Source organism: Psychrobacter sp. JCM 18900, assembly GCF_904846625.1.
GTDB lineage: Bacteria > Pseudomonadota > Gammaproteobacteria > Pseudomonadales > Moraxellaceae > Psychrobacter.
Genome location: NZ_CAJHBL010000003.1, coordinates 408,959 through 434,903 on the forward strand (window position 1 = coordinate 408,959; position 25,945 = coordinate 434,903).

At 40.9% G+C, this 25,945-nt stretch carries 21 protein-coding genes and 3 tRNA genes; 22 read left to right on the plus strand and 2 right to left on the minus strand.

The genetic code is table 11. The annotated features are described in order from the left end of the window. Positions 1 to 101: 101 nt before the first annotated feature. Complete coding sequence (locus tag JMX96_RS07350; RefSeq protein WP_201568315.1) at positions 102 to 575, minus strand: RidA family protein; 474 nt, start codon at positions 573 to 575, stop codon at positions 102 to 104. A 38-nt stretch (positions 576 to 613) separates the two neighbouring features. Next, positions 614 to 1,339 carry a DUF4442 domain-containing protein gene (locus JMX96_RS07355; RefSeq protein ID WP_201568317.1) on the minus strand — a complete coding sequence of 242 codons (726 nt, stop codon included), beginning with the start codon at positions 1,337 to 1,339 and terminating at the stop codon, positions 614 to 616. 377 nt (positions 1,340 to 1,716) lie between these two features. On the opposite strand from JMX96_RS07355, the gene JMX96_RS07360 reads away from it, so the two are divergent. The 22 genes from JMX96_RS07360 (at position 1,717) to JMX96_RS07465 (ending at position 25,914) form a co-directional block, all read left to right on the plus strand. Beyond that, the gene (locus JMX96_RS07360) at positions 1,717 to 3,234 is read left to right on the plus strand and encodes an McrB family protein (protein ID WP_227676964.1); all 1,518 of its coding nucleotides are present in this window, start codon (positions 1,717 to 1,719) and stop codon (positions 3,232 to 3,234) included. 15 nt (positions 3,235 to 3,249) lie between these two features. Then, entirely contained in the window at positions 3,250 to 4,767 is a 1,518-nt protein-coding gene (locus JMX96_RS07365) for an McrC family protein (protein ID WP_227676967.1), read from the plus strand. A gap of 250 nt (positions 4,768 to 5,017) precedes the next feature. Then, positions 5,018 to 5,094 (plus strand) — tRNA-Pro (locus JMX96_RS07370). A gap of 105 nt (positions 5,095 to 5,199) precedes the next feature. After that, positions 5,200 to 5,276 (plus strand) — tRNA-Arg (locus JMX96_RS07375). 41 nt (positions 5,277 to 5,317) lie between these two features. Beyond that, positions 5,318 to 5,393 (plus strand) — tRNA-His (locus JMX96_RS07380). 445 nt (positions 5,394 to 5,838) lie between these two features. Continuing rightward, positions 5,839 to 6,774, plus strand: a complete 936-nt coding sequence (locus JMX96_RS07385) for an AraC family transcriptional regulator (protein WP_102094695.1) — start codon at positions 5,839 to 5,841, stop codon at positions 6,772 to 6,774. Positions 6,775 to 7,094: 320 nt separating this feature from the next. Then, positions 7,095 to 8,156 (plus strand): hypothetical protein, encoded by a 1,062-nt coding sequence (locus tag JMX96_RS07390; RefSeq protein WP_201568319.1) that lies wholly within the window; start codon positions 7,095 to 7,097, stop codon positions 8,154 to 8,156. An 83-nt stretch (positions 8,157 to 8,239) separates the two neighbouring features. Next, positions 8,240 to 9,442, plus strand: coding sequence for a type II secretion system inner membrane protein GspF (gspF, locus tag JMX96_RS07395; RefSeq protein ID WP_201568321.1), 1,203 nt, complete (start codon positions 8,240 to 8,242; stop codon positions 9,440 to 9,442). Between the two features lie 417 nt (positions 9,443 to 9,859). Beyond that, positions 9,860 to 10,399, plus strand: coding sequence for a type II secretion system major pseudopilin GspG (gspG, locus tag JMX96_RS07400; RefSeq protein WP_413786736.1), 540 nt, complete (start codon positions 9,860 to 9,862; stop codon positions 10,397 to 10,399). A 245-nt stretch (positions 10,400 to 10,644) separates the two neighbouring features. Next, positions 10,645 to 11,193 carry a protein-disulfide reductase DsbD N-terminal domain-containing protein gene (locus JMX96_RS07405; RefSeq protein WP_201568325.1) on the plus strand — a complete coding sequence of 183 codons (549 nt, stop codon included), beginning with the start codon at positions 10,645 to 10,647 and terminating at the stop codon, positions 11,191 to 11,193. A 47-nt stretch (positions 11,194 to 11,240) separates the two neighbouring features. Beyond that, positions 11,241 to 13,370 carry a protein-disulfide reductase DsbD gene (gene dsbD / locus JMX96_RS07410; RefSeq protein ID WP_201568327.1) on the plus strand — a complete coding sequence of 710 codons (2,130 nt, stop codon included), beginning with the start codon at positions 11,241 to 11,243 and terminating at the stop codon, positions 13,368 to 13,370. Between the two features lie 384 nt (positions 13,371 to 13,754). Further along, positions 13,755 to 15,203 carry a phospholipase A gene (locus JMX96_RS07415; RefSeq protein WP_201568329.1) on the plus strand — a complete coding sequence of 483 codons (1,449 nt, stop codon included), beginning with the start codon at positions 13,755 to 13,757 and terminating at the stop codon, positions 15,201 to 15,203. A gap of 75 nt (positions 15,204 to 15,278) precedes the next feature. Beyond that, positions 15,279 to 16,115, plus strand: a complete 837-nt coding sequence (locus tag JMX96_RS07420; protein WP_227676969.1) for a ComF family protein — start codon at positions 15,279 to 15,281, stop codon at positions 16,113 to 16,115. Positions 16,116 to 16,455: 340 nt separating this feature from the next. Then, a complete protein-coding gene (locus JMX96_RS07425) occupies positions 16,456 to 16,935 on the plus strand; it encodes a Tfp pilus assembly protein FimT/FimU (RefSeq protein WP_227676970.1) in 480 nt (159 codons plus the stop codon). Next, complete coding sequence (gene pilV, locus JMX96_RS07430; RefSeq protein WP_201568331.1) at positions 16,932 to 17,501, plus strand: type IV pilus modification protein PilV; 570 nt, start codon at positions 16,932 to 16,934, stop codon at positions 17,499 to 17,501. Before JMX96_RS07425 ends, pilV begins: the two co-directional genes overlap by 4 nt. After that, positions 17,501 to 18,679 carry a PilW family protein gene (locus tag JMX96_RS07435; protein ID WP_201568333.1) on the plus strand — a complete coding sequence of 393 codons (1,179 nt, stop codon included), beginning with the start codon at positions 17,501 to 17,503 and terminating at the stop codon, positions 18,677 to 18,679. Before pilV ends, JMX96_RS07435 begins: the two co-directional genes overlap by 1 nt. A 40-nt stretch (positions 18,680 to 18,719) precedes the next feature. Further along, positions 18,720 to 19,580 (plus strand): PilX N-terminal domain-containing pilus assembly protein, encoded by an 861-nt coding sequence (locus tag JMX96_RS07440; protein ID WP_201568335.1) that lies wholly within the window; start codon positions 18,720 to 18,722, stop codon positions 19,578 to 19,580. 64 nt (positions 19,581 to 19,644) lie between these two features. Continuing rightward, positions 19,645 to 23,577, plus strand: a complete 3,933-nt coding sequence (locus JMX96_RS07445) for a PilC/PilY family type IV pilus protein (RefSeq protein ID WP_201568337.1) — start codon at positions 19,645 to 19,647, stop codon at positions 23,575 to 23,577. Beyond that, a complete protein-coding gene (locus JMX96_RS07450; RefSeq protein ID WP_201568339.1) occupies positions 23,561 to 24,151 on the plus strand; it encodes a prepilin-type N-terminal cleavage/methylation domain-containing protein in 591 nt (196 codons plus the stop codon). The genes JMX96_RS07445 and JMX96_RS07450 overlap by 17 nt, the downstream gene beginning before the upstream one ends. Beyond that, positions 24,151 to 24,603, plus strand: coding sequence for a type IV pilin protein (locus JMX96_RS07455; protein WP_201568341.1), 453 nt, complete (start codon positions 24,151 to 24,153; stop codon positions 24,601 to 24,603). The genes JMX96_RS07450 and JMX96_RS07455 overlap by 1 nt, the downstream gene beginning before the upstream one ends. A gap of 314 nt (positions 24,604 to 24,917) precedes the next feature. Continuing rightward, positions 24,918 to 25,370, plus strand: coding sequence for a pilin (locus JMX96_RS07460; protein WP_201568343.1), 453 nt, complete (start codon positions 24,918 to 24,920; stop codon positions 25,368 to 25,370). 94 nt (positions 25,371 to 25,464) lie between these two features. Next, positions 25,465 to 25,914, plus strand: a complete 450-nt coding sequence (locus JMX96_RS07465) for a pilin (RefSeq protein WP_201568344.1) — start codon at positions 25,465 to 25,467, stop codon at positions 25,912 to 25,914. The last annotated feature ends 31 nt before the right edge of the window (positions 25,915 to 25,945 follow it).

Genomic DNA, 25,945 nt, shown 5'->3' on the forward strand with positions numbered 1-25,945 from the left:
AGATATCGGTATAACAGACAAAAAAACAACTGGCTTAAATAGCCAGTTGTTTTAGTTTTAACGTTTTTCTAATTGTGGAGCTTTAGAGTTTTTAGCCGCTATTATTTTGCAGCCATACATTCAATCTCAACGCTTGCTCCAGCAGCCAGTTCTGATACGCCAAAAGCTGAGCGTACAGGATAAGGCTTTATCATCTCAGCCTTGTAGACCTTATTAAAGTCATCAAAGTCATCCATATCAGTCAGCATGACCATACATTTAACAATATCAGACTTTCGGTAGCCGTATTTTAATAGCGTGCTATGGATGTTATCGAGCACTTGCTTGGTTTCAGCTTTGATACCGCCTTTGACCAGTTTGCCATCTTTAAAGCCAATTTGTCCCGACATATACAATGTATTGCCCACGCGTACAGCCTCTGAAAAAGGATAAGTACCGCCATCTCCCAAGAAAGTAGGAGCAGACTTAGCAATGCTGACAGCCGTCGTCGTATTAGCATTAGCGCTATGAACAAAACCCAATGAGCACATAGCGGCGAGCGCTAGCGTAGACAAGCAAGTACTAAGTTTGGACATACTGTTTCCTCATTGGGTTTATTATCAATTTTTACTAGCTACTTATCAGCACTATTATTTTGAGTAGATGAGGCATCGCTTTCTTCGATTGAAGCCTTGGTTTCAGTGTCATCTTCTGCGACTTTTTCAGACGCTTTACCTTGGCGGCGTGCCTCTAGTTCCGCTTTTGGTATCCATGCCCACGTCATCTCAACCACAATTGGATCGCGGTCACTGTCAGACTCACGATCTTTGATGACACAAGGAATAATCATCTCACCTTTTGGTGTGTTTAGGATATCCAAACGTTGTTCATCAGACAAGCTTGCAATAGCAGCAATTTGACCTTTTTTGATTGGACGATGGAAATTTACTGAGTAAGATTTAATCAGCAGAATGCGATCAGAAGGTAAGTTTAAACCTAAAATAAAGCCCGTAGCCGTCTCAGCCAGTAATGTAATGGCGACTGCATGGATAGAGCCGATATGGTTTTGGACGGCTTTATTGTTATTTAAACTAACAACGACTTGGTTTGGTTCTACCGTCTCATAATAAATGCCAGTTGTGCCGACATATGGGACGACCTTGCCAAAGGCTTTAGATAAAATACTTGAGCGTGCTCCAGCAGGCAGATATTTGGTGACTGATAACAGTTTAGTAAACTGATTACTAATTGGTTTTAGCGTACTACTGGATTTCTCAACTGAAGATTTTGTGCTGTCAGATACTTTGGCTGGCAGTTTATTGGTCAACTTGGCGGGTAGTTTTTTTAATAATCCTGACATACAAAATTCCTTAACGTAAATGAGTTGAATGACATTCTTAGCATGGCTTTTTATGATAGCAACACAAATATAGATAATGAAAGTCGCTACAAATACTATGGTACATCAACCATTGCCTTCCTACTATTATTAGCATGAACTGCTGCGCTTACAAAACTATAGTAGCGTGGCTATGTTGCTAGGTTATGTCATCAATTTAGATCGCCACTTAAAGTAGTCTAGGTATCTTATATATCACTATCATTTGGACAAAGGAAGCTGAGTGGAAGTACTATAAATAGTAGACTAAGCGAGACTGACACCGTATCTAATTTATAGAGGGTTGACTATAGTTACCATGCCAATAGACAGCCACGTTATAATGACAAAATGTTAGCATGTCTATTTTAAACCTGTTTTCAATGCCGCTGGATAACGTTATGCCTGATATGTCTGCTCATGAACCGACCAATATTATTTATACGGGCGTTGCTGGTACAGGTAAAACCTATAGATTGCTGCAAATCGCGAAGCAATACACCGACTATCTACCCAAGACTGAAAATGAAGATTTATTAGAACAGCTGCTGCAAGGTCTAAGCTGGCGCGAAGTATTATGTTTGGTATTTTTAGATTTACGTGCTGAACAACAGGACTTGTTAAAGGTACGAGAAATTATTGATCATCCTTTTTTTATGACAAAAGCTGCTCAGAACTCACGTGATAAAAATCTAGATAGTACAGCTTGGTTAGAGTTACGCAGACATAGTCCTACGAACTCTCAAACAGTCAGTTTTGATAACCGTGCTAGCCAAGCTTATTTTGATAAAGACAATAGTGGATCATGGTATTTATTGCCAGAGAGTATGGTGCTACTAGAAGATTTATCGCAGCAATTAGCAGAGTTTCAGCAAGCACAGCGTGACAACCAAGCCCATCAAAATCAAAACATCGGTCAGCAACGTTTTAGTATGGTGAGCTTCCATCAAGCCTACGGTTATGAAGAGTTTGTAGAAGGTATACGGCCTGTCATGAGTGGTGCTGCACAAGCAAATAGCAACCCTTTTAATCAAACTCAAATGAGTTACGCGGTGCAAGATGGAGCATTCCTGAGGCTATGTCAACGCGCCGCCCGTGACCCTCAGCAGCGTTATGCAATGCTGATTGATGAGATTAACCGTGCTAACGTGTCACGGGTGTTTGGCGAGCTTCTCAGTTTGATAGAGCCTGATAAACGAGCGGGCAAGCCGAATGCGATGACAGTGAGTTTGGCGTATTCTGGGCGTGCTTTTAGTGTTCCTGCCAATGTCGATATTTATGCCACTATGAATACCCAAGACCATTCTTTAGCACCACTTGATATGGCATTACGCCGACGTTTTCGCTTTATTGATTGTCCACCGCAGCCTAATTTACTATCAACAATTCGTGACAGTAATGACACCGATACTGGACTGTCTGAAGACTTAGAAGCAGGTGCGATAGATTTGAGTAAATTACTAACAGGCTTGAATAGACGTATCGTGCAGACATTGGGAATAGAAGCGCAGTTGGGGCATGCGTTTTTGTTCGCAGTCACTCAGTTAGAGCAATTACAAACAGCTCTCGTTGAACAAATTATCCCTCAATTGGCTCAAGCTGCGGGTGGTCAAATTACGGTGCTGCAGTATATCTTTAGAGATGAGCAGCAACCGATGAGCAAGCAGTTCGTACAGGACAGTCAAGCATTGATGAATGATGACTTGTACAATCCGATGGGCAACCAAAACAATGCTTCCGCTGAACACCAAATGTTTGCAGGGCAGGGTTCTTTTCTTGGTCAGTCTATGAGTATGAATAGCTATACCATTAATGCCGAACTGATTGCTAGGGGTGGTGAGTTTAATCATGCTGCTATCTATCAGCGTTTGTACTAGCAGGGTGACTGTTCAGTGATAACAAATAATCAATATTCCGCCAAGCAATATGCTATTAGGGTAAGCAGTCGCCAGACTCGTATCCCTAACAGTAGTGTCGCTACCATGAATGTTATCACCGTGTTTGAGCATCAACGTTTGACCGTGCATGATTTTTTGCGCGCGTCTGACTTCGATTGGCTCATGGCACAAGAGTTTGCAGTATTTACTATCAAGCGTAAGCAAGGACAGTGGCAGCTTAAGGTTGGGCACTACATTGGGATTATTCTACTGCCTAGTGGCATGACGCTTGAGATATTGCCAAAGCTCAATCAGTCTACTCAGTCTAGCGATATCGTCCAGACTCGTCATTGGGTACAGAGTATGCTATCGGATTTGATTCATCTTGATACGAGCAAAAATCGTAAGCTACCCAATACGAAAAATTTCGGTCAGTTTAGTTCCCAGTCCACTCCTTTACCGTTGAAAGTATTACCTATATCAGATTGGCTGATTGAGCAGTTTTTGCAGCGTTTAATGGATTATCAACCAACCAAGCATTATCAGGCTCAGATTGAAAATCAGGCATCCCTGCAAGGTCGACTGCTCATCAAAGAACAACTGCGTCATAATAGTATGCAACCGCATAAGTTCATCTGTGAAAGTAGCGTATTAAGTCACGACATGTTGGCCAATCGGTTGATTAAGAGTGCATTGGTTTACTTGATGCCTTTATTGCCCCAGTTTATTTCTTCAAAACTGTTGCAGCCATGGCAGCAAGTGCCTACGCTAAACAACCGCGAAATGCAGCAGATAGCGTTAATATATGCTCAAGCAAAGCGTCAGCTAGACGTTCAGCCACTCCAAAGACAAAAACTGCACGCCGCGCAGCAATTAGTAGACCTAGCATATTGGTTGTTGAAACAGACGACAGCTGCGATAGGTAACGGTATTGATCCAAATAAACAAAATAGCTCTCAGCTAAGATTGTGTCTATTGATTGATATGAATCAAGCTTTTGAGCAATGGGCAAGTCAGCGTATCGCATCGATGTTTCAACAGCTTAGTAGCAATTATCGTCCCTTCTATCAAACCCAAAGTGTCTGGCTAAACGATGCTGAAGGACTAGCGTGCTTATCTATACGGCCTGATTTGCTGATATTTAAAACTGCCTCTGATGATTGTCAAAATCAGAACGATATAGCAGCTCATCAAACTAAAGCCAAAAACAAAACCAGAGGTCGCTACAGTCATGTCATCGATATTAAGTGGAAGTATTTACCGCATGCTGCTGCAATTAGTGCGAGCGACGCTTATCAATTGACCAGCTATGCACAAGCTTACTTGGCGGGGCAGGTTTGGTTGGTTTATCCGGTGCTAGGTAGTGATAGGCAGCCAGTGGTGCTTAAGCAACAAATTTACTATGGCAGTGGTGACAGTAGCGATGATATTAAAAAAAATGAGTCAGCCGATGCCCATTTATGGTTAATGCCGTTTGATGTTTTGACAGGTACACTCAACGGTGAAGTACTGCCACATTTGGACAAAGCTTAATATCGTTATCAATGACAACGCGAATGACTGACTGATAGGTAAATAAGAAAAGGGTCTTGCTGTCACTATTTTGGCGAAATTGACGTAATTTTAAAAAAATTAGCGATTATTTGAAATTAATCGAAAATAGGTGTTGACACAATCGCCTTTACCCCTTAATATGTGCACCTCGATAGCGAGGAACATTAACAAGTTAGCGGCATTGCCAACAACGAGTTGATTAACAAACTATCGTGATAATAGAGAATTTCGGAGTGTGGCGCAGTTTGGTAGCGCATCTGGTTTGGGACCAGAGGGTCGTAGGTTCGAATCCTATCACTCCGACCATCTATTTTAAGAGCCTTACAGGCTTTTTTTTATGTATAACGGTTTAGTTTCTGATATAGTAAAATATATCGTAAAGTAAGCTTAGTATATAAAAGTCCTCTAAGAGCGCCTGTAGCTCAGCTGGATAGAGCATCTCCCTTCTAAGGAGGTGGCCGCAGGTTCGAATCCTGCCAGGCGCACCATTTAGCCTGCAAATCTTGCCTATTCTTTGGCAATAGTTATGGCGGTTGTAGCTCAGTTGGTAGAGCCCCGGGTTGTGATCTCGGTTGTCGTGGGTTCGAGTCCCATCAGTCGCCCCATATTTTATTCTGTATGTATCTACATACAAATCATATCTTAATCTAAAAATGTATCAGTAATAGCACTCGCCCTTGATGGCGATTTTTTTATGCCTATTCGATTTTATCTCTATATTACCTTTATAAGATTAAACAGATTGAGTTTGATAGCACCTTCAATACTAGATAATCCCCCAAATTTTTATCAACATTTCCTGTAGGTTTCCCTTAAGGCCTAGCGTGACTGTGTCTCCTCTATTATTGTTTAGTAATTCTAATAAGTAAATAGACATGACGTTTTAAATGATGCATTATGCTTAAATGTTATCACAGACATAATACTTAATAAAAATTATTTATTGGAGCAAGTATTGGCATAGAGGAAACTGACAGAACTTGTTATTAAGAATACTATTATTTTTTTAAGATGAATCGTTATTAATCTGCATTATTGAGGAATTGATTGATGGACGCACTGAGTGTATTGCTGCAAAACGTGCATTTATTTGAGACTAAGTATTATCGTCTAAATGGCACTGGCAATTGGTCTTATTCTATTACTAGAAAAGACACCATTTTATTTTACTTAGTAATGTCTGGCGGTTTTTGCATTGATGTTGGTAATGGTCTACGAGAAGCTCGCGCTGGCGACATGATCATGATTCCGAATGCGCACAAGCATGTGAGTTACGCACTTAATCACCATGGCGATGTTGCTGAGTCGCTTGATGAACTATTGAGCAATTGCACTGAGCGTACACTTGATATCGATGGCGATGGAGACCCCAATTCTTCTTTGATACTGATCGAATGCAAATACGACAAAGAGATGATTAATCCTCTGTTGTCAGTACTACCACCAATATTACCGGAGCTCAATGATGCTGCTGACGGTCGGTTTGAAGTGATCGATGTAGAGATAAAGCTGCTAACACTAGAAGCTGAGCGTGAGCGTATGGGCAAAACGGCTGTAATCAATCATTGGGCAAGCATTATGATGATTGAATGTTTGCGCGTCTATATCGAAAGCTTGCCTGAAGCCACAGAAAACTGGCTTAAAGCCATGAAGGATCCGTTTTTGACCAAGGCGCTAGCCGCGATGCATGGGGCACCGAGTGAAAGCTGGACCATTCATCAGCTTGCTGAAGTGGCAGGGATGTCGCGTTCCAGCTTTGCACAGCGTTTCAAAGACACTGTTGGTATGCCACCACTGACTTATTTGATCGATTACCGCTTACGATTGGCGGCTCGCTATTTACGCTTACAGCAAAACAGTATTAGCCGTATCAGCGAGATGGTGGGCTACGCTTCAGATTCGACTTTTAGTCAGGCGTTTAAACGTGTGTATGGTGTCTCGCCAAAAGCATACCGTCAGCAGTATCGACAGAACAATCTTGCATAGCTTCAGTTGCTGTTTATTTAAGTTATTTAAGTAGAATCTCGATTAGAAGCGCTAAGGTCATCTATATGTCCTTGGCGCTTTTTTTAATTTGTGAATACATATTGTTTATAAACGTTGAGTCACTCATATCTATAAGACCTTTGGTAACTTGCTATGGCTATTTTAGTTAAGGGCAGCTGACATTGAGTCTGTGTTCAGGTACTATGGGTTGATGAGTCGTCGAGATAAAAGCGTTGGTATTGTAGCGCGTTATATGTCCTTATACGATAGGCATATAAAAGGATCGAGACGATGTTTATTTTCGCTGCTGATGGTATGTTATGACTGAACCGACCGCAAAGCTAAATGCAGGAAGCAATGGCCAACAAGAGACCATTACAACTGCTAAAACAGAAAGTAATGTTGATAAAAACACTGCTATAGAGAACCCGCATGTCAGCAAAGATGCACCGAGAAATGAGTCGGTAGAGACACCTGATAAGGCGGCATTATTGACGATGTTTACCTTATCAGATATCGAGGCGGTAGCAACTAAAGCAGTAATATCTGAGTCATCCGATAGTCTTACAGTAGCTGCAAAACCTGCGGCTCAAGAAACCAATGTCGCTACGCAGCGTGTTGCGCTTTATCGTGCTCAGCATGAGCGTACTCGACTGTTATATATGGCATCTGCCAAGACGCGTCCTACTTACTTAGTACAAACCCTAAAGCCGCAATTCGCAGAATATCAGCAATATCTACTTGCGCAGCAGCTTGATAAACGTGGGTTGATGGATACGGATACGCTCGAAAGACTCTGGCAGCAGCTGCATGTGGTCGATGATATTATTGCAGGTATCGTGCGTCATATGCCTGCGCAGCAGCCTGCTGGTTGGCAGCTGACGACTCAAGATGGTCGCAATCCATTGTGCTTTGCTACGGTCGGTAAGTTAAAGCACGGCAAGCCAATTCGCGACCAAGGTAGTCTCAACAGTTATGTACTTGGGCACTTTGGCGTGAGTAGTTTTACTTACGATCGAGGCTATTATATCGGTCATGTGGTTGGTTATTTATTTAGCTGTTATTATTGTGCTCACTTGTCGATTACTTATGGCGTCACAGCTCTTGGCCAGCAAGTCGTGGCTGACTATGATTACGCCAGTCTTGAAACCCCGCATATGGTTAGACTATTACAAGGTCTTGACGGTTATTGCAAAAAACGTATTTATCAGTTGGCTGTCATCTGTGCGCGCTTGAGCGTTTTTGCGAGTGATAAACGTATTGAAAGAATGCTAATCGCTGAGGTCAATGACTTTGATAAAAAGCTACAGCAGCAGCATCTGGATGTTTTGCTATTACAAGGTTTGATGCCTGATAGTAATGACTCAACGCCATTTTTTTAAGCGTCGCATGTCAAATTAATAAATTTCTATTAAGTCATAAATTATAACTGTCTACCTGTAAGTCTCTTAGGATATCTGTTGCCATGCCTGCCTATCATTTCAAAGCGCTTGACGACCATGGCGTTGTCCAAAAAGGCTTGCTAGAAGGGGACTCTGCGCGGCAAATTCGCCAGCAGCTGCGTGATAAGCAATGGACACCCGTTGAAGTCAATCCGGTCAATGACAGACAGAGTCAGAGCAAAAACCGCTACAAAAAACCGTCTGCATACGAGCTGGCATTGCTGACACGTCAGCTATCTGTGCTACTAGCAGCGGGTATCCCACTTGAGGAAACCTTGGCAGCGGTTGCTAAACAATCTCCAAAGACTCATATCAAATCCCTAATGCTTGCGGTACGCTCACATGTCTTGGAAGGGCTCAGCTTAGCACGTTCTCTGCAACAAGCTGCTAGCTTTCCACCGTTATATATCGCTACGATTGCTGCAGGCGAAAAATCTGGCCATCTTGACCTTATCCTCAATCAGCTAGCAGACTACACCGAAAACCGTTTTGCCCTCCAAAAGAAAATCCAAGGGGCTATGGTCTATCCAATTGTCCTGATGGTAATGGCAATTGCGGTAATTATGGGGCTGATGAGCTTCGTCGTGCCCAAAATTGTCAAAGTCTTTGAACAGTCTGAGCAAGCACTGCCTTTAATTACTCAAATTGTTCTCACGCTATCGAATATCATTACTCAGTGGTGGTGGTTAATATTACTGGTATTGGCAAGTACCGCATTTTTATTCTACCGTTTTGCCCAAACGCAAGCAGGTAAATTAACAATTGATAGCGTGGCGCTTAGATTACCGATACTCGCTAGATTGTCGAGAGGATTGAATGCCGCGCGGTTTGCCAGTACCCTTGCGATACTAGTACGCTCAGGGGTGCCATTGATTGAGGCATTACATATTGGGGCTGCGGTCACGACCAATTTACATATCCAAAAAACCATTATCACTGCTGCTGATAGGGTCACAGAAGGCTCTAGCTTGTCTAGTCAACTAGAGAAATCTACTTACTTTCCACCGATGATGGTACAGATGATAAAAAGTGGAGAAAACTCAGGCGAGCTTGAAAATATGCTGAGCCGTGCCGCCAATATGCAGGAGGCAGAAGCAACCAATTTTATCAGCACCTTATTATCATTACTTGAACCTCTAATGCTGGTACTAATGGGCGTAGTAGTCATGATTATTGTGATGGCAGTTATGCTACCTATTGTTAATATGAACGATTTAGCAGGCTAAGTTAATTCGCTAGCCGATGATTTATCATTCTTTATGTATAGCTAGCTGCCAATCTTCAAAACCTCTCTTTAGTTCTCTTTTACTCTATTTATATCACCTAACTTGCTTGCTAAACCTTGGGCTAACTTTCTTAAGGTTTGCTTACTGTTGTATATTGTTGAACAAACGCTATTTTTGCTATGGCAAACACCAGCGCCGCGCTATAGTAAGCACGGTTTAATAGTCATACATTTAGAGTCAGCTAACATTTGGCTTCGGCTAAAATAGCAAACCCAAACTAGGCGCAGTGCTGGATAAAAATAAAACCATGGTTTATAGTGACAATAGTTTCAGAGCTCATTGATATATCATTGATGAGAGCCACGATAGAACGCCACTTTTACTATTTACATAACTGTGATGACCAAAGCGATGACTATGACTGACAAATTCCAAGTAAATATGACGCCAAAAAGTGCTATTCAGGATACGCAATTCCATTCAAATATTGTAAGTGACCATAAGACCACTTCTTCAGCTATACAGCGCAGTGCGACAAAAAAGTCTGGTCAAGCAGGATTTACTCTTATCGAGATTATGGTCGTCATTGTGATCCTAGCCATTCTTGCTGGATTAGTGGTACCAAAAGTAGTTGGTCAAAGTGATAAGGCCCGTGTTAAAACAACTGAAACGGCGCTTGCCACTGTCTCAAATGCGCTAGATATGTATAAGGTTGATAATTCGCGCTATCCGACGACCGCTCAAGGATTAGAGGCGCTTACGACACCGCCAGCTGATGCAAAAAACTATCCTGAAGGTGGGTATATTAAAGGTGGCTATCCAACCGATGGTTGGGAAAATGAGATGCAATATGTTGCACCAGGTAGTGAAGGGCGCCCATATGATTTGTTTTCGTTAGGCGCTGATGGTCAACAAGGTGGTGAAGGTCAAGATGCGGATCTTTATGCTCAGCTATAAAGCTTAATAACAGACGTATAGTGAATAAGTTCTGATACTGATATAGCTTTGTAGAATGAAATATTCGTTCATCGATGCACTTTCAACAATTTATAAATATCAACCAATATTCCCTTATTGGTTGATATTTTTTATCAGTAGATAAATCGCCTACTGTTCAATACAAGTTTGATAGCCAGTGCTATAAATATATCTAAGCGCTCAGCAAAACAGTCATCGCAAACTGCAATTAAAGGTAATCATCTATGTTGATCCAACAGTCTAATAAATATTTTTCTAAAAACCTTTATAAATTGGTTCTAACTGTTGCAAGCACTTCATTAGTAACGGTCTTGTCAATGACATCGGTCAGTGCACAAGCAGCAGGGTTGAATGACTTATTTAACAATAGCTCCTCGGCAAAATCGAAGTTCTTACCAGTGGATGAAGCCTTTCAGGTGGTCAGTAATACCAAAGCGACTTCCAAAGGCACGCGGTTGTCGATTAGTTTTGAAATTACGCCAGGGCATTATGTCTATAAGGATAAGCTTACGTTGAGCTTTCCTAAAGGAATAAGCGCCACGCCGTTCACTTTTAATCAAGCACCAGTATCAATCAATGATCCGACCTTTGGTCAGGTCCCTGTATTTACGCAAAGAAGCGTCATTGCAACCACGACACTGACGACGAGTAATGGTAAGGGCGCCAAAAACGCGCCTATTATTATTGGTTGGCAAGGGTGTGCAACGGCTGGGCTATGCTATCCACCAGAAAAAGTTAAAACCAAGATAGATATTGCTGCGACACGCAGATAAATATCGAGCAGATTGATTAAAATATCGGTAATAATAGGTAGCCATTCATGTCCATCAAGACATCACCAAAGTCCTCATCATTTAGCGTATCTACTCATTCGAAAAAATCCCATATCTTAGCGCTGGCCATCGCTAGTGGCTCATTGCTGACAGGTTTATCAGCGACATCGACGGTACAAGCGGCAGGGTTAGGCGACCTTTTCGGTAGTAGTGAAAGCTCATCGAAGTCAAAGTTTTTGCCAGTAGATCAAGCGTTTCAGGTAAGTACAGATAGTACCCCTGTCAAAGCAGGTACGCGGTTATCTGTTAATTTTGATATCACTCCTGAACATTACGTCTATAAAAAGCAAATTAAGCTTACGCTACCCGCTGGCGTGACGGCTGCACCTTTTACCTTTAGCCAGACACCATATTCGATAGATGATCCAACATTTGGCAAAGTACTGGTATTTGACCAAGCGAATATGGTCGCTACCACCACACTGACGAACAATAGTGGCAAGAATATAGAAGACGCCGCTATCGTCGTCGGGTGGCAAGGTTGTGCAAAAGCAGGACTGTGCTATCCACCTGAAAAGATTAATACGACTGTCGATATTGCAGCTGCATCGACGCAGGTATCAGCAGATAGTGAGAGTATTGCGAGCTCGACCGACTCAGAGAATAGTGCTACGGCGACACCAGAGAAAGCAAGCTCACCAGCGCTTGATAATACTTTGCCTGATGAGGCGCAAGCACTGACAGACGATGATGCTATTGACTATGATCTCATTGATGACAGCGCTGTAGAGTATGATTCTTTAGATAGTAATGCAGCGACGAATACGATTTCTGCAGCAAATAGCAGCGTAACAGGCGAGACGGCCAATAGCGAAAGTACCTTGAGCAACAGTTTCGTTGATAGCGATCCTTTTGGTTTGGCTTCTCACCCTTGGCTGGCATTAGTACTATTATTTTTAGCAGGCTTAGGCTTGGCCTTGACGCCATGTGTGTTACCGATGTTACCTATCGTGGCCAACATTGTAGCCCGCGAACAAAACCCAACGGTCAAACGCGGTGTCATCTTGACCACCAGTTACGCGATTGGGGTAGCGACTGCTTACGGAATTTTGGGCGCTGTTATCGCAGTATTCGGTGAATCTTTAGGTATTATTGGTTGGCTGCAGAATCCAATTATTCTCATTAGCTTTGCTATTGTTTTTATACTTCTCGCACTATACATGTTAGGTCTTTTCAGTGTGCGATTACCACAAGCGATCAGTCGAAAGATGCAAGGCTTAAGCCAAGCAGGTGACAGTAAGCTTGGTAGTACAGGCGGCAGTTTAATCGCTGGGTTTTTATCAGCGCTAGTCGTGTCACCTTGTGTTTCTGCGCCATTATTTGGGGCATTATTGGCGGTCTCTACCATTGGTAGTCCATTGCTCGGCTTTGCCGCTTTATTCATGCTGGGTTTTGGTTTGTCCGCGCCGCTTATCCTAATCGGTGCTACTCAAGGCAAGATTATGCCAAAAGCAGGCGAGTGGATGAATTGGGTCAAGCAAGGCTTTGCTTTACTACTGTTTGCCGTGGCACTGCTATTGATTGAGCGCGTGTTTATATCGCCAGTCATGCTGATGGTGTGGGCATTGTGGTTTATGGTCGTGGCAACATGGGCATGGAGTTGGCTAGGTAAAGGTCGTATGCTGACCCAAGCACTAAGCCTTATCGCTGGTATTTGGGCGACTTGCCTAATAGTTGGCGCTGCATTGGGCAATGACGATAGCTTACATCCACTAGCGTCATTGGGTGCAGCACCGATGATGGTACAGTCAACATCTGGTCAACCAGTGAATAGTGATAGTACCACTGATAAGACGATCACGACGCTTGCAGAGCTAGATGCTATTGTCGCAGCCAATCCGAATGTTATTGTCGATCTGACAGCAGAGTGGTGTATTGAGTGCCGCATTATGGACAAGAACCTGTTTCACAATCGTCCAGCGCAGATGCAAGATTGGCAATTAGTGAAGCTTGATATCACTGAGACGACAGCAGACTCAAAAGCCGTGTTGTCTCGTTACCAACTCTTTGGTCCACCAGCGTTACTGTATTATATTGATGGTCAGCTAGTAAATCAGCAAGTAGGTGAGATTGGTCGCTCAGAGTTTGAGCAAACATTATCGGCGTTGAACAACTAACATTTAACAATGAACACTTAAGAAACCAGTGTAATATTTCGAAAATTCTTAAGAATATTAAGAAGGCCAGTATACTAAGAAAGTATGCTGGCTTTTTTGATGCCTTTAAATTCATACTATAGAATGTTTATTAAGTATTTGTTATATAAGTAATTATATTGATAGATGCTTATTTTAACTATCGATAAAGCTAGTATCGTGCTTATATTTTCATTACAATAAAGAAACAATGCAGCAGGGGCACTAATTGTCATTTTTTTCGCTCCTAATATCTGCGATTAGCTGATAGTCTCAGTCAATTCTATTTTAGCGATAACGCTAATGGCTATATTAATTACCTCATATACTCTGCTAGCGCTAATGCTAGTTAGATAAAGGACACTTATGTTTGCCCATACCATTACTCAGCGTCACCAACAGCCGTCTTACCAGAATGCGCATATGCCTCTTCGTATTGCAGTTGCGCTTGCGTTGAGTTGTACCGCGATACAAGTACAAGCTGCTGATGATTCTCAGACTTATAACGAACTGCCAGCACCTGAAGCTGCGTTTGAATATGAGGATCTTGACCTTTCACAGAGGCTTGATAACAGTGCGATATCTTCTGATATGAGTACACAAAGTGGCAAAATAATTAGCAAAGAATTTATTGCTCAGCAAGCCAAGCTGTTTTCTGAATGTACTCAAGTCCAGTCTAGTGCTGCTCGCCTAGCTTGTTTTGATAAGGTAGCTGAACAAGGTAAGACACCAAGCTATACCTCAACCAAACAACCAATTGATTTGGCAAAAACCTTTCAAAGTACGGTCTCAGGTAATCCAAAAGTGATATTGGCTGAGTCTCAAACGGCGATGAGTGGTACGACAGTTGAAGATGCAGATACCATTTTAATGACCAGTCAGCAAACAGCAGCTAGCAAATTGAAGGCAAATGGCAACGTAGAAGTAGATGCTGAAACGAATAGCGAGGCACAGATTTTAGAAAATGTAGGTGTCACTCAAACAGACATCGAAAAATTCTCGCCACTCAGTCTATCCTATGACCTAGATAAAAACAGTGAGCGTGGTACTTGGACGGTCAGACCATATCGACCAACGTATCTGTTACCATTATTTTATACCTTCGATCCCAATTTAAATCCAAGCACACCATCACAAGAAACAGATCCTTTTGATTCTAATGACATACGCGAAACTGAGCTAAAATTCCAATTATCCCTAAAAACAAAAGTCGCAGAAGATTTGTTTGATACCAGTGCTGACCTATGGTTTGGCTATACCCAAGAATCACACTGGCAAGTTTATAACGAAGACAACTCGCGTCCATTCCGCGCTACCGATTATCAACCTGAAATATTCTTAACCCAACCTGTGACAGCAGATCTACCTTTTGGTGGACGTCTGCGTATGTTGGGCGCAGGTGCTGTCCATCACTCGAATGGACAAGATGATCCATTATCACGTTCATGGAATCGTGCTTACCTCATGGCGGGTGCAGAGTGGGGCAGACTCTCAGTCATACCGCGCCTATGGGCTCGAGTAAATAACGAAAGTAGTAGCGATGACGATAATCCAGATATCGAAGACTACATGGGCTATGGTGATATCAAATTCTTATATGACTTGCCGGCTGATCAAAGCATTAGTGGTACCTTGCGCTACAATCCAGGTACTAACAAAGGTGCTGCGCAAATCGACTATATCTATCCTATCTCAGAGAACGTCAATGGTATGGTTCAGCTATTCCAAGGCTATGGCGAGTCGATCATTGACTATAATCATGAAAATACCTCTATCGGCTTTGGTATCGTACTGAACGATTGGAAAGGGCTTTAATTTAGAAAGGACATCAATTTGAGAAAGGTTCTGACATAGATGAAATTTATTATAAGTTATGACGAATAATAGTTTATGCGCCGTTTAGCGCCTTATCAAACTGGACTGTGGTTGGCAGAGTATATGGATATGCGCTGCCAACTATGCCGTATTTATCGTAGTACACCACAATCTCAACTACTGCACCATCAAACACAATCTAGCCTAGATAATATAACGAATGCGCCGCCTACACGGACAGCCTTAAAGAAACACTCTTTTCTTACTAATATCGTTCATCAAGTAAACAGCCATTTGAGCAATGGTTTACTTTGTACTCACTGTCACAACGATATTACTTGGTTGCCAAGACCTTTTAAAGTGGATATCGCTCCTAGTATATCTCTATCTATCCAAGCCTCTACTTACTACGAGTATCCAATACGTCAAGCTATCCGAGCATTTAAGCATCAAGAGGATATGACGAAATTGCCGTTACTATTACATGCCATACGTCAATTACCGCGTCCACACGGTTGTCATCGCAATAACAGTGTGATTGTTGCTATGCCAACGACAAGTCAACGATTGGTTAAACGTGGGTTCGATCCTGTCAGTATTCTCTCTGCCCAATTGTCTAAACATTGGCAAATTCCTTTATGGCAAGGCGTTAAGCGCATTGACGATACAATTAGTCAGCAAGGACTGACTCGTGCCGAACGTCTTAGTAACTTAGATAACGCTTTTGCTCTAATCGAAAAGCCCCCTACAAAACGCTTACTACTATTCGATGATGTATCTACCACAGGTGCAAGCTTACAAGCATTAGCGCGAGCGTTCATTCCACCTGCAGCAGTAAAATCAGCAACGGATAGCAGCCATAATAGTTATCAAATTTCTGCTTACGTATTAGCACATGGCAGCAAATCCTAAACCCAATATATCTTTGTCAGTAATATCTAATTATTGCTAATATATTTCCTTAACGCTATATTATTATAACTATGTATACTAATTTGTTGTTTTACGGCTGTATACGTCGATAATAATTTTACATATTTATGGATAAGTTACATATGTCAAGTGACAAATATCGACTTTTTTAAACATTATTAGTTATATGCCGTGGAACGAAAATTGCATGTTATTAGGGTAGTCAGTATAAAAATAGTAGTAAGCTAAAAATATAAGATACTTACAATAAATTTTAGTGAGATATAGACGAAAGATAGTTAATTGCCGTTTTAAATAGGAATATGATGTGAACGCATCTTTGAACGAATTATCACCTAAGCTGAAAAACGTAAGCTCAGGTTTTACCTTAATTGAATTAATGGTAACCATAGCAGTATTAGCTATTATCATAAGTATAGCCGCACCTAATATTAGTACTCAGCTTGCCAATCAACGTAGTAAGTCGTCAGCTGGTACTCTCACTAATGCACTAAAAGAAGCTAAAGTCGAAAGCGTTATTCGTCGTCAACCACTAACGATAAGCTTTGATAATACTAGTAAGGTAATAAATATTCAGCATATAGTGTCAGGTACGGTAGATAGCACTGTAGAAAGTTATAGGTATGATGCTAAAAGTACAATTAAGTCAGATCGTAGCAGTAATGAATTTAAACCAAATAAAGTCGCAGAAGTTACCACATATACTATATGCGATAGCAATAGTGCAGCTAGTCCTATAAAAATCTTAGTCAGTGCTACTGCCGTTATTAGTAATAGATCCGAAGGAACGTGCCCATGACTAAAACTATTAACCAACAAGGTGTGGGTTTGGTTGAGGTGCTAGTTGCTCTGTTACTACTAGCAGTTGCAGTATTGGGATTTAGTGCACTCAACATGGTATCTATAAAAGCAACAGATGATAGCGTGCTAATAGCAAATGCTAATACAGTAATGCGTGGCTTGTCTGAAGATTTACGATTAAATTCTAATAATATACTGGCTTATCAAAAGGATATCCAAAGTGTATTAAGCAAAGTATCTGCTTCAAAGAATTACTGTGCAGCTGTCGAAGACTATAAAACGAGTACTGTCACAAAGAACTGTGATAGTGAGTCATGTACCGAGGAACAGCTAGGTCAATACAATAGCTGGAGTACGATGAAACAAGCATGTGAAAACGGCATTTTACTAAATATGATTACTTGTCCTGGTACTGCGGACAAACAGTTACGTCAATGTATTATCACTTCATGGAACGGAACAGAGCCAGTGTTTGGAGTCAGTTCAGCGAGTAGTAAGGCTTGTGCCGATGCGTTTGGGATATATCATGCAGGTTCTGATTGCTTGATTATGGAGTCTTACTAATGAATATTAAATATACTCAGGACGGCTTTTCTTTAATAGAACTAATGATCTCTCTCACCTTAGGTCTTTTAATCTCAGCAGCGGTCATGCAAATTTATTTGACCAGCGTTAAAACCAGCAGTGTACAGGCTGGCGGTGCCGATATATTAGAAGCGAGTATTTTTGGTATTCAAAATATAGAAAAGAGTGTAAGGCTCAGTAATTTAGGTATGGCGGATACTAACAATCCTTTCACTCCTACGGCAGGTCTAGTTATGACCAGTGACAGTAGTTTGGTTAGTACTACCCAGACAGACAAATCTAAGAATAATATGAATGGTATTAAAATGGGAGGAACCAAGTCGAGCGCTGGTGCTGAAGAAATTACAGATGGCTATCTAACCAGAAGTGGAAACCAAAGCACAAGTAGCGTTAACAACGCTTGGAAAGCAGGGAACAGTAACATTACAGGCTTAAAAGGCTCCCAGCTCACTATACAGTACGAAGCACCGCAGAATATGTACGATTGTGAAGGCTCTTTAGTTCGGGGACCAGTCGAAATAGATCGTGATGGACGTTTGACGATGATACCAGGTCAGGTTGTTATTGAAAGGTATTTTCTCAACGAAGTCACTCAGAGTAATAAGTCTAATTATGAATCAAGTATAAAAAGTTATGAGCTACGTTGTGACGCTGGACGTTATATCAAAGAAGACTTAAATACAGCAGAACTTGCAGCACAAGAAATCAGCGGTAAGGACAGTACTAAGTTAGTGGCTACTCGGAATATAAGAGATTTTGGGGATGCTGGAGAAGTCGTTATTCCAAGAGTTGATTATTTTGGTGTCTTGCTAGGAGTAGAGGTTGTCGCTACCAGTCCAACTAATACTTCGGTTAGTTTAAGGTATTTTACTCCTGAACAATATATGAGTTTTTTGAAAACTGTTCAACAGGCAGAATCTTCAGCTAGTACGTCTACTATAACGACAACAGATATTATATCTGCAAAACTGTCTGTTTTAGTACGAGCTGATCGCCCCATTACAGGAGAGAGTGGAGCATCTAGTTTTATAGTATTTGGAGAAAAAAGAGACTTATCTTCAGATACTTCCAGCGCTTTTATTCGCAGAGTATATGAGTCGAATATTATGTTGAGAAACTCAAGAGCTGTTAAAGAAAGTTCTATACCCAGTATCTAGTTGATGAAGCGGATAATCTGACTGAAAGAGGATAAATGAGATGACTAGACAATCACAGGAAGGCGTTACTCTTATCGTAGTATTGATGTTCTTAATGCTCATTACTTTAGTGGGTATTATTGCGGTTAAGAGAAGTACAACAGATTTAAAAGTAGCCACTGCTGATCAAATAGACACGTTTTTATTAAACTCTTCAGATAGCGCAAATAAGCGTATTGAAAAAATATTTGATAACGATACAGATCAAGATTATGTAGATGCAGTGATAGAAGGGACGGGAATGTTTGGCTATTATCTTTCTCAAGCAGGTAGTACAAATCGCGATGATCAATATATTTTTTGTTATAACGCACGACTAAATAGCTTTGCTAAATTGAATCAAGCCAGCATCGTAAAACCTAATGGGGGTACGGTGATGACAACGGGTAGTGGATACTGTGATATATCAAAGACGGAAAGCTACTCTAGTGCTCGTAGTAACTCAGTAACGCAAATTAATATTACTCGTCCATCGCGTGTAGTTGTAGGACAAGGGGGCTTTAAATCAGTAACACAAGGATCTGGTATACAAGCTAATGAGCCAAGCAATGAGTCTGCTGTCTTTAATATTCGTTCTACTTCTATATTACCTAGTCTATCGAATGCTAGTAAGGAAGATATAAACGACTGTCTTAAAAAACCTATTGACCCTAATGATGGTAGCACTGAATCACTGGATGAATGTATGAAAGACGAAGGGGTTGCGACTAAAACACTAGTTCAGCAAGCTTATGTTAAGAACGTCATAGACAATACTGTTTGTTATGGGTTTGGTGTAGGAGACGGTAAAATAGATGAAGATTGTCAGAAACTGGTTGGCATTGATGTCAATGGTAACCGTAAAACAGCCGCTAACAATTAATTGATAGATAAACAAGGCATCCATTAGCCCTTTTAACAGTTGTAGTTAAATAAGAGTACTCATCATGATTTTAAAAAAGCTCATACCTAATCAGTTACGATATTCTAAGCTTAGCCAGACTGTTAAGCCTTTATGCTATGCCGTTGCACTATCTATGGTGGCCTTACCCGTTAATGCGGGTAGGAACAATCTGGGTGATTTGGAGATTTATAAGGCAGCAGAATCGGGTGGTGCTGTACTAACGCTAATGCTTGATACTTCGGGATCTATGGGTACTGTAGATTTTGGTACTGAATCCAGATTGACCATATTAAAAAGGGCTTTGACGGATTTGCTATCAAAAAAAGATGCAAATGGTAACTATACATTATCAAGTGACAACATAATTGGTCTGGGTCAATACTCTGTGGACAAAGACGGTAATGGATCGGTTGATGGTAAAGCAGGTAGTATTTTAGTGCCGGCACGTAAGCTTGACGAAGCACAACGCACTAAACTTATTGCTACTCTGACAGGCTTCCGCGCAAGTGGTAATACGCCAGCGGCCAATGCTTATGCGGAAGCAGGCGCCTACATGATGGGTACTACGACCGTTGAGCTAGAAGATAAAGAGGAAAAAATTTACAAAGTTTTAGGTCGAGTTGTTGAAGAGTATTCTGGTAATAATAGCAAACCCTATAGATACAGGCTCCAAAAGTGTACTAATAATGATTCTTACGTAACACCTTTTGATAGTAAAGACTGGTACTTTTGTAATACCTATAGTGATGTTGAGTTAACGGGCAACAAGAAAAAACAAAAGAAACTCTCAACTTTTGACGGAAATGCAAATTCTAAAATATCTAAAAACATTGATGACGGTTATGATCTTGGAAACGTACGTTATTTCTATCAGATAGTAAGTAAAAACCAAAATGGTGTTACGATAAAAGATACTGATGAAAGTGGTTATACTGTATCTACTCAAGACGCGAAAGATTCGACAAATGATTATTTGAACTATAATGCCCCCGTCTCGGATTCGCAGTGTAGTGGCTATGGTATTTACTTTTTAACAGATGGTGTGCCTAATGGCTCATCTAACTCGATTGCTTCTGGTTTAATGAACTTAAGTCTTAAAGGTAAAAGTAGCTCTTTAAGTCTGGATGGGACTTGTAATGGTGGTTTAGTCAATAACGGTGGTAGTACGGGCTGGGCATGTATGGGTGAATACTCTAAAAAACTGCGAGACGTCACCAATCCTTCCAAACGATCAATACTAACCGCCACAGTCGGTTTCGGTAAAGAGTTTGCTGGCATTAAGACTTCGGTGGATGGCGCTGGCAAAACGGTTTATCATTGCGATGAGTCAGCATCATCATCATTCACTCCCTCTACACATGTCAAAAACCTATGTAAGTTAGGTAGTGAAGCATATGGCGGTGGTGGTTTTTACTACACGACAGATGCAGACAGCCTAGCTGCTAGCGTGTCTAGCTTTACAGCCAAACTGACTCAAATTATCGAAACAGCCCCTTCAGGTACCATTACTATCCCCAATGATCCACTAAGCTCTACTAATTTGCAGCCGTTTGCTTATTTACCTATGCTCGAGCCAAAAGTAGCTGGTTCTCAGTATGTATGGCCTGGAAATTTAAAGAAATACAATGTCTATCAAGGTACGCTATATGGTAAATCGACTTTCCCATTTAGTGAGTCTAGTAGATTATATGTAGATGATGATGGTGATGATTTTCCAGATGATTTAAGCACAAGTACTCAAGATCTTTGGAGTACTACAGATTACAAAAATGATAAAGGTGAAAGTGCGAATAATTCGATTTATGCAGGGGGCGCTTATGCACGTTTAAAGGCACCGACTGCCGGAACTAATGCTAGTACTACTCGTAATGTGTATGTTGAGAGTGGTACAGGTAGTAATGCCAAGCTAGTAAATATTAAAGTCACAAATGGTACTGTGATTGGGTTTGATCAGTTAGATACAGATTATGGTGTAGCAGAAAAGTTGTATCTACTATCCTTTTTGGGATACAGCGTGTCCACAGATGCTGCAGCAACTATTACTGCTTTGAATACAGCCGCCAAACAAACAACAGCATTTAATGACATCGTAAAAAATCCACCAACTCAAGAGGTGAAGGTATTAGGAGGCGTAGTACACTCTAAACCAAAGCAAGTATCTTACGGTGCAGACTTTACAACTGATGGTGAGATATCTAACGATGAAAAAGATCGTGATGACTATATTATGTTTGGCTCTATGGACGGAGCACTACATTTAGTATCATCAGAAAAAGGCGAAGAAACATTTGCGTTTATTCCTAAAACTATTATCAAACAGCAATTAAAAGCGCTAAAAGCAGACAGTGAAGGCGCCGTAGGCAGAACTGTATTCGGCGTTGACGCACCATGGACGAGTAGTTCAGTACTAGAGTATGATTTTTCAGGAACGCCTAAAAAAGTAAAAGCGACGTCAGTAAAAGCGTATGGTGGCCTAAGAATGGGCGGTAAAGGCGTATACGGCTTGGATCTAACTACGAAAGATAAACCAACCTTCTTATTCTCTAAAAATACGACTGATGCTGGATTTTCTCGTTTAGGACAAGTTTGGAGTGAACCTACAGTCGCAAAAGTTAGAATGAAGAAAGGAACAAAATACGAGTCTAAAGATGTGATTATCGTTGCTGGTGGTTATGATACTTGCTATGAAAATCCAAGTTTCAAATTAAAAACCAGTGGAGACAACACAAGTTGCGATAAAAAAACGCAGGCAGAAGGTAATGCAGTTTATATATTAGATGCTAGTGATGGTAGTATTATCTCGTCTATATCTGGTAGCGATAGTGGTACAAACCACACTAAAGTGACGAGCATGAATCATAGTGTGGTAGGTGGAATTACTGCTTTAGATCGGGATGATGATGGTAATATCGACCACCTCTATTATGCTGATTTGGGCGGTAGTGTCTATCGCGCTGATCTAAACTCAGGTGCTACAAATACCAGTTTGGTGAAACGAGTGGTTAGAGTGTTAGATGCTAGCTCTGGGCAGACGCTGCCATATCGGTTCTACGAAAGACCTATCGTCAGTTTCTATACTAGCCCTTATCAGGAGATATTTGCGTCGGTAACTGTTGCATCAGGAGATCGTAGTACACCGCTTTCTATGCTCAGAGATACTGATAACCCTAACTATTTATTTAATATATTTGATTATGATATCGCTCAATCCAGTATATTTAGCTATACAAATGACAAACTAATATCGAAAGATAAAACAGTTAATGATCTCGTTAGTCTCCCATTTAAGCAAAATAATGCCTTGAAGAACTTAACGAGTCGCAAAGCGGTCCTACAGACGATAGCAAAAGGAGCGTACAACGATACCAAAAAGCGTTATGTCTACGACTATGCAGGATGGCGCTATCCACTAACCTATTTTGATGGGTATAGCGGTGTTGAAGGGGTGAAGTCAGTAGGAGAGCCTTTAGCATATGGTAATCGGTTGTTTACAACTGTCTATAGTCCAGAAATGGTTTATGATCAGACAAATAACTGTTCTGCTAGAGTGGTAGGTGGCTCGGAACGACAAGTATACTGTATGCCTTATGGAGTATGCGACGATATTGAGTCGCTTGATGGAACAGCTGGATATACTCGGGCTGGTAAAGGAATACAAGAACTGACATTAGGTGCTTATAGTAAAGACCAGCGTAATGTCAAAATGCTGATCGGTCCACAGTCACTGGCTGACCAAGTTAAAATTGCTAATCGAAATAACAATAATGTTGGTTCAGGGGGATTAAACCAAACCGATGAGGCTGGCTTGCAAGTAACAAACAACACTATTGTGAATGATGGTACAACTGGTAGTGGTGGTAAGTCTGATAATGTAGTCGCTACAAACGGTAAGGCCACAAGCGACAGTAATCTTGGGTATGAAAAATATAAATTCATACCGAAAAGATGGTATGAGCTTTATGAAGAGGAAAAATAGAGTGCATGCTTCAGCTAAGAGCCACGGTAATAACCCAAAGCTTCAACCATCAGGTTTTACTTTAATAGAGTTGATGATTGTCGTGGTTATTGTTGCCATACTAGCTGCTATTGCGATCCCAAGCTATCGTCAATATGCGATTATGAATGCTGAACGTGATGTACAAGCTAAAATGCTGCAGTTAGAGATACAATTAGAGCGATGGCGGGCAACAGCGCTAACTTATAAAGGTTTTAGACCAAAAGTAGTTAGCAGTAGTAGTACTGCTACGTACGCCTATGATGCTAACAACACGACTATTTATGTTCCTCAGGGTAGTGATTCGACCAATTATCGTTATCAGATCACATTAGTGGATGGTGCCAATACTGCTAGCTCATTAGTACCGGCTACTACGACAGGTATTGACAATACAACTGGTAGAAGCTGGAAGATGCTAGCTGAACCAAGGGGTTCGGGGATTACAGAATATGCTAGCTATTTTATGATATCTAGCACAGGTCTAAGCTGTCAAAATAAAAATAAAGTGAAAATAGGAGATAGTGATTGTGGTACGGGCCAAGGAGAGTGGTGATGCAGATTGATTCGAACACGACAGTCATCGTCTTTAAGAAGCAGTCTGGTTTTACATTGATCGAACTAATGATCGTCATTGCTATTATTGGAATCTTAGTGGCTATAGCTTATCCAAGCTATCAGCAATATGTTATCAAGACTAAGCGTACCGATATGATGAGCGAGATGCATAATATTGCGTCTGAAATTCAAAGTCGTAAGTTGGCGCAAGGTTCGTATAGCAACGCTCTGATTACAGGGTTGAGCGGCGATTATCCTAAGCAAGGTGACGCTCTGTATACAGTCAGCTTTACTCCTAATCCGCTCACTTCGGATTGGAGCATTATAGCTACGCCCAAGAATGGTAGTCAAATGGCGAACGATGGTACATTGAGTTTGAATTTTCAAAATATAAGATGTCGTGGAGATAATCCGAACAAGAAATGCGGAACAGGTGATGAATGGAGATGAACTGTTAATGACATGCTTTATGTTTATCTGACAAAAAATGTCATGTGCAATTACTCTGAATTCTATAAATTACATAAACTGACAATTTTTAGCAAGTAATGAGTAACATTAATAACAATGTATAAGTGGAAATAGTAAGTGAGTGACAATATTTAATGTATTGCACATTTTATTTGTCAATTTAGAAATAATGATCACTATGTTTCTGAATTGGCACGATAAGTGCTTCATTTAGGGTAAGAAGTAAATAAATTATATAACTGAAAATAAGCTGGCAATTAAGCTATTTTCTTATTACCTCAAAAGGAGTTCTTATGAACACTGCTCAAAAAGGTTTTACCTTAATCGAATTAATGATTGTTATCGCTATTATCGGTATCTTGGCTGCGATCGCTCTACCTGCTTATCAAGATTATACGGCTCGTGCTCAAGCATCGGAAGGTTTTAAGGCAACTTCTGGTCTGCAAAGTGATATCGGCGTGTTTCTAGCAGATACCGGTGCGCTTCCAGTAACAGCAACATTAGCCACAACTGCTGCTCCAATCGTCGCACAAGCACAAGCTTTAGAAGGTAAATATTTTTCTAAAACGAAGGCATCTGTTGGTAATAATGGAGTAATAACTGTACTTTTCGATAAGGGCGCAAATAGTGGTAAGGGAATGATGTTGACTCCTACAAATAATGCTGGACAAATTTCAAAATGGACTTGTGCCCCTACTGGAACTAATGGTATAGACAAATCTCGTTTACCATCTAGCTGTCAGTAATATTTGAATCATCTGACATAATAGTATAAAAAAGTAAAGCCTTAGCTAATGCTAGGGCTTTTTTTTCAAAAAAATTAACGTAGGAAGACCTGTTATGAGAACACAGAACGGTTTTACTTTAATCGAATTAATGATCGTTTTTGCTATAATAGGTATTCTATCTGCGATTGCTATACCAAGTTACCTTAATTACATTGGCAGATCACAAGCGGTTGAAGGTTTTACTGTCTCAGCTGGTCTGCGAAGCGAAATCGGTGTATATCTATGGGAAAATAAACGTTTTCCCAATGCCAACGAGGTGTCAGTAACTGGTAAAATTGGCAAGCAAGCGAATACACTAGAGGGTAAATACATTGCTACTAGTGGCATCTCTGTGACGCCAGATACAGGTGTCATCGCTATTAATTTCGATGCTGGAAATATTGCTGGGAAGACATTAATATTAACGCCTCAGATGAATAGTCTTAACAACCAACAGGTTGTCAAATGGTCATGCAACGGTACAGTAGATGCAAATAAATTACCACTAGGCTGTCGCAATTAGCCATTAATTACTACTTATAACGTAAGCTTTT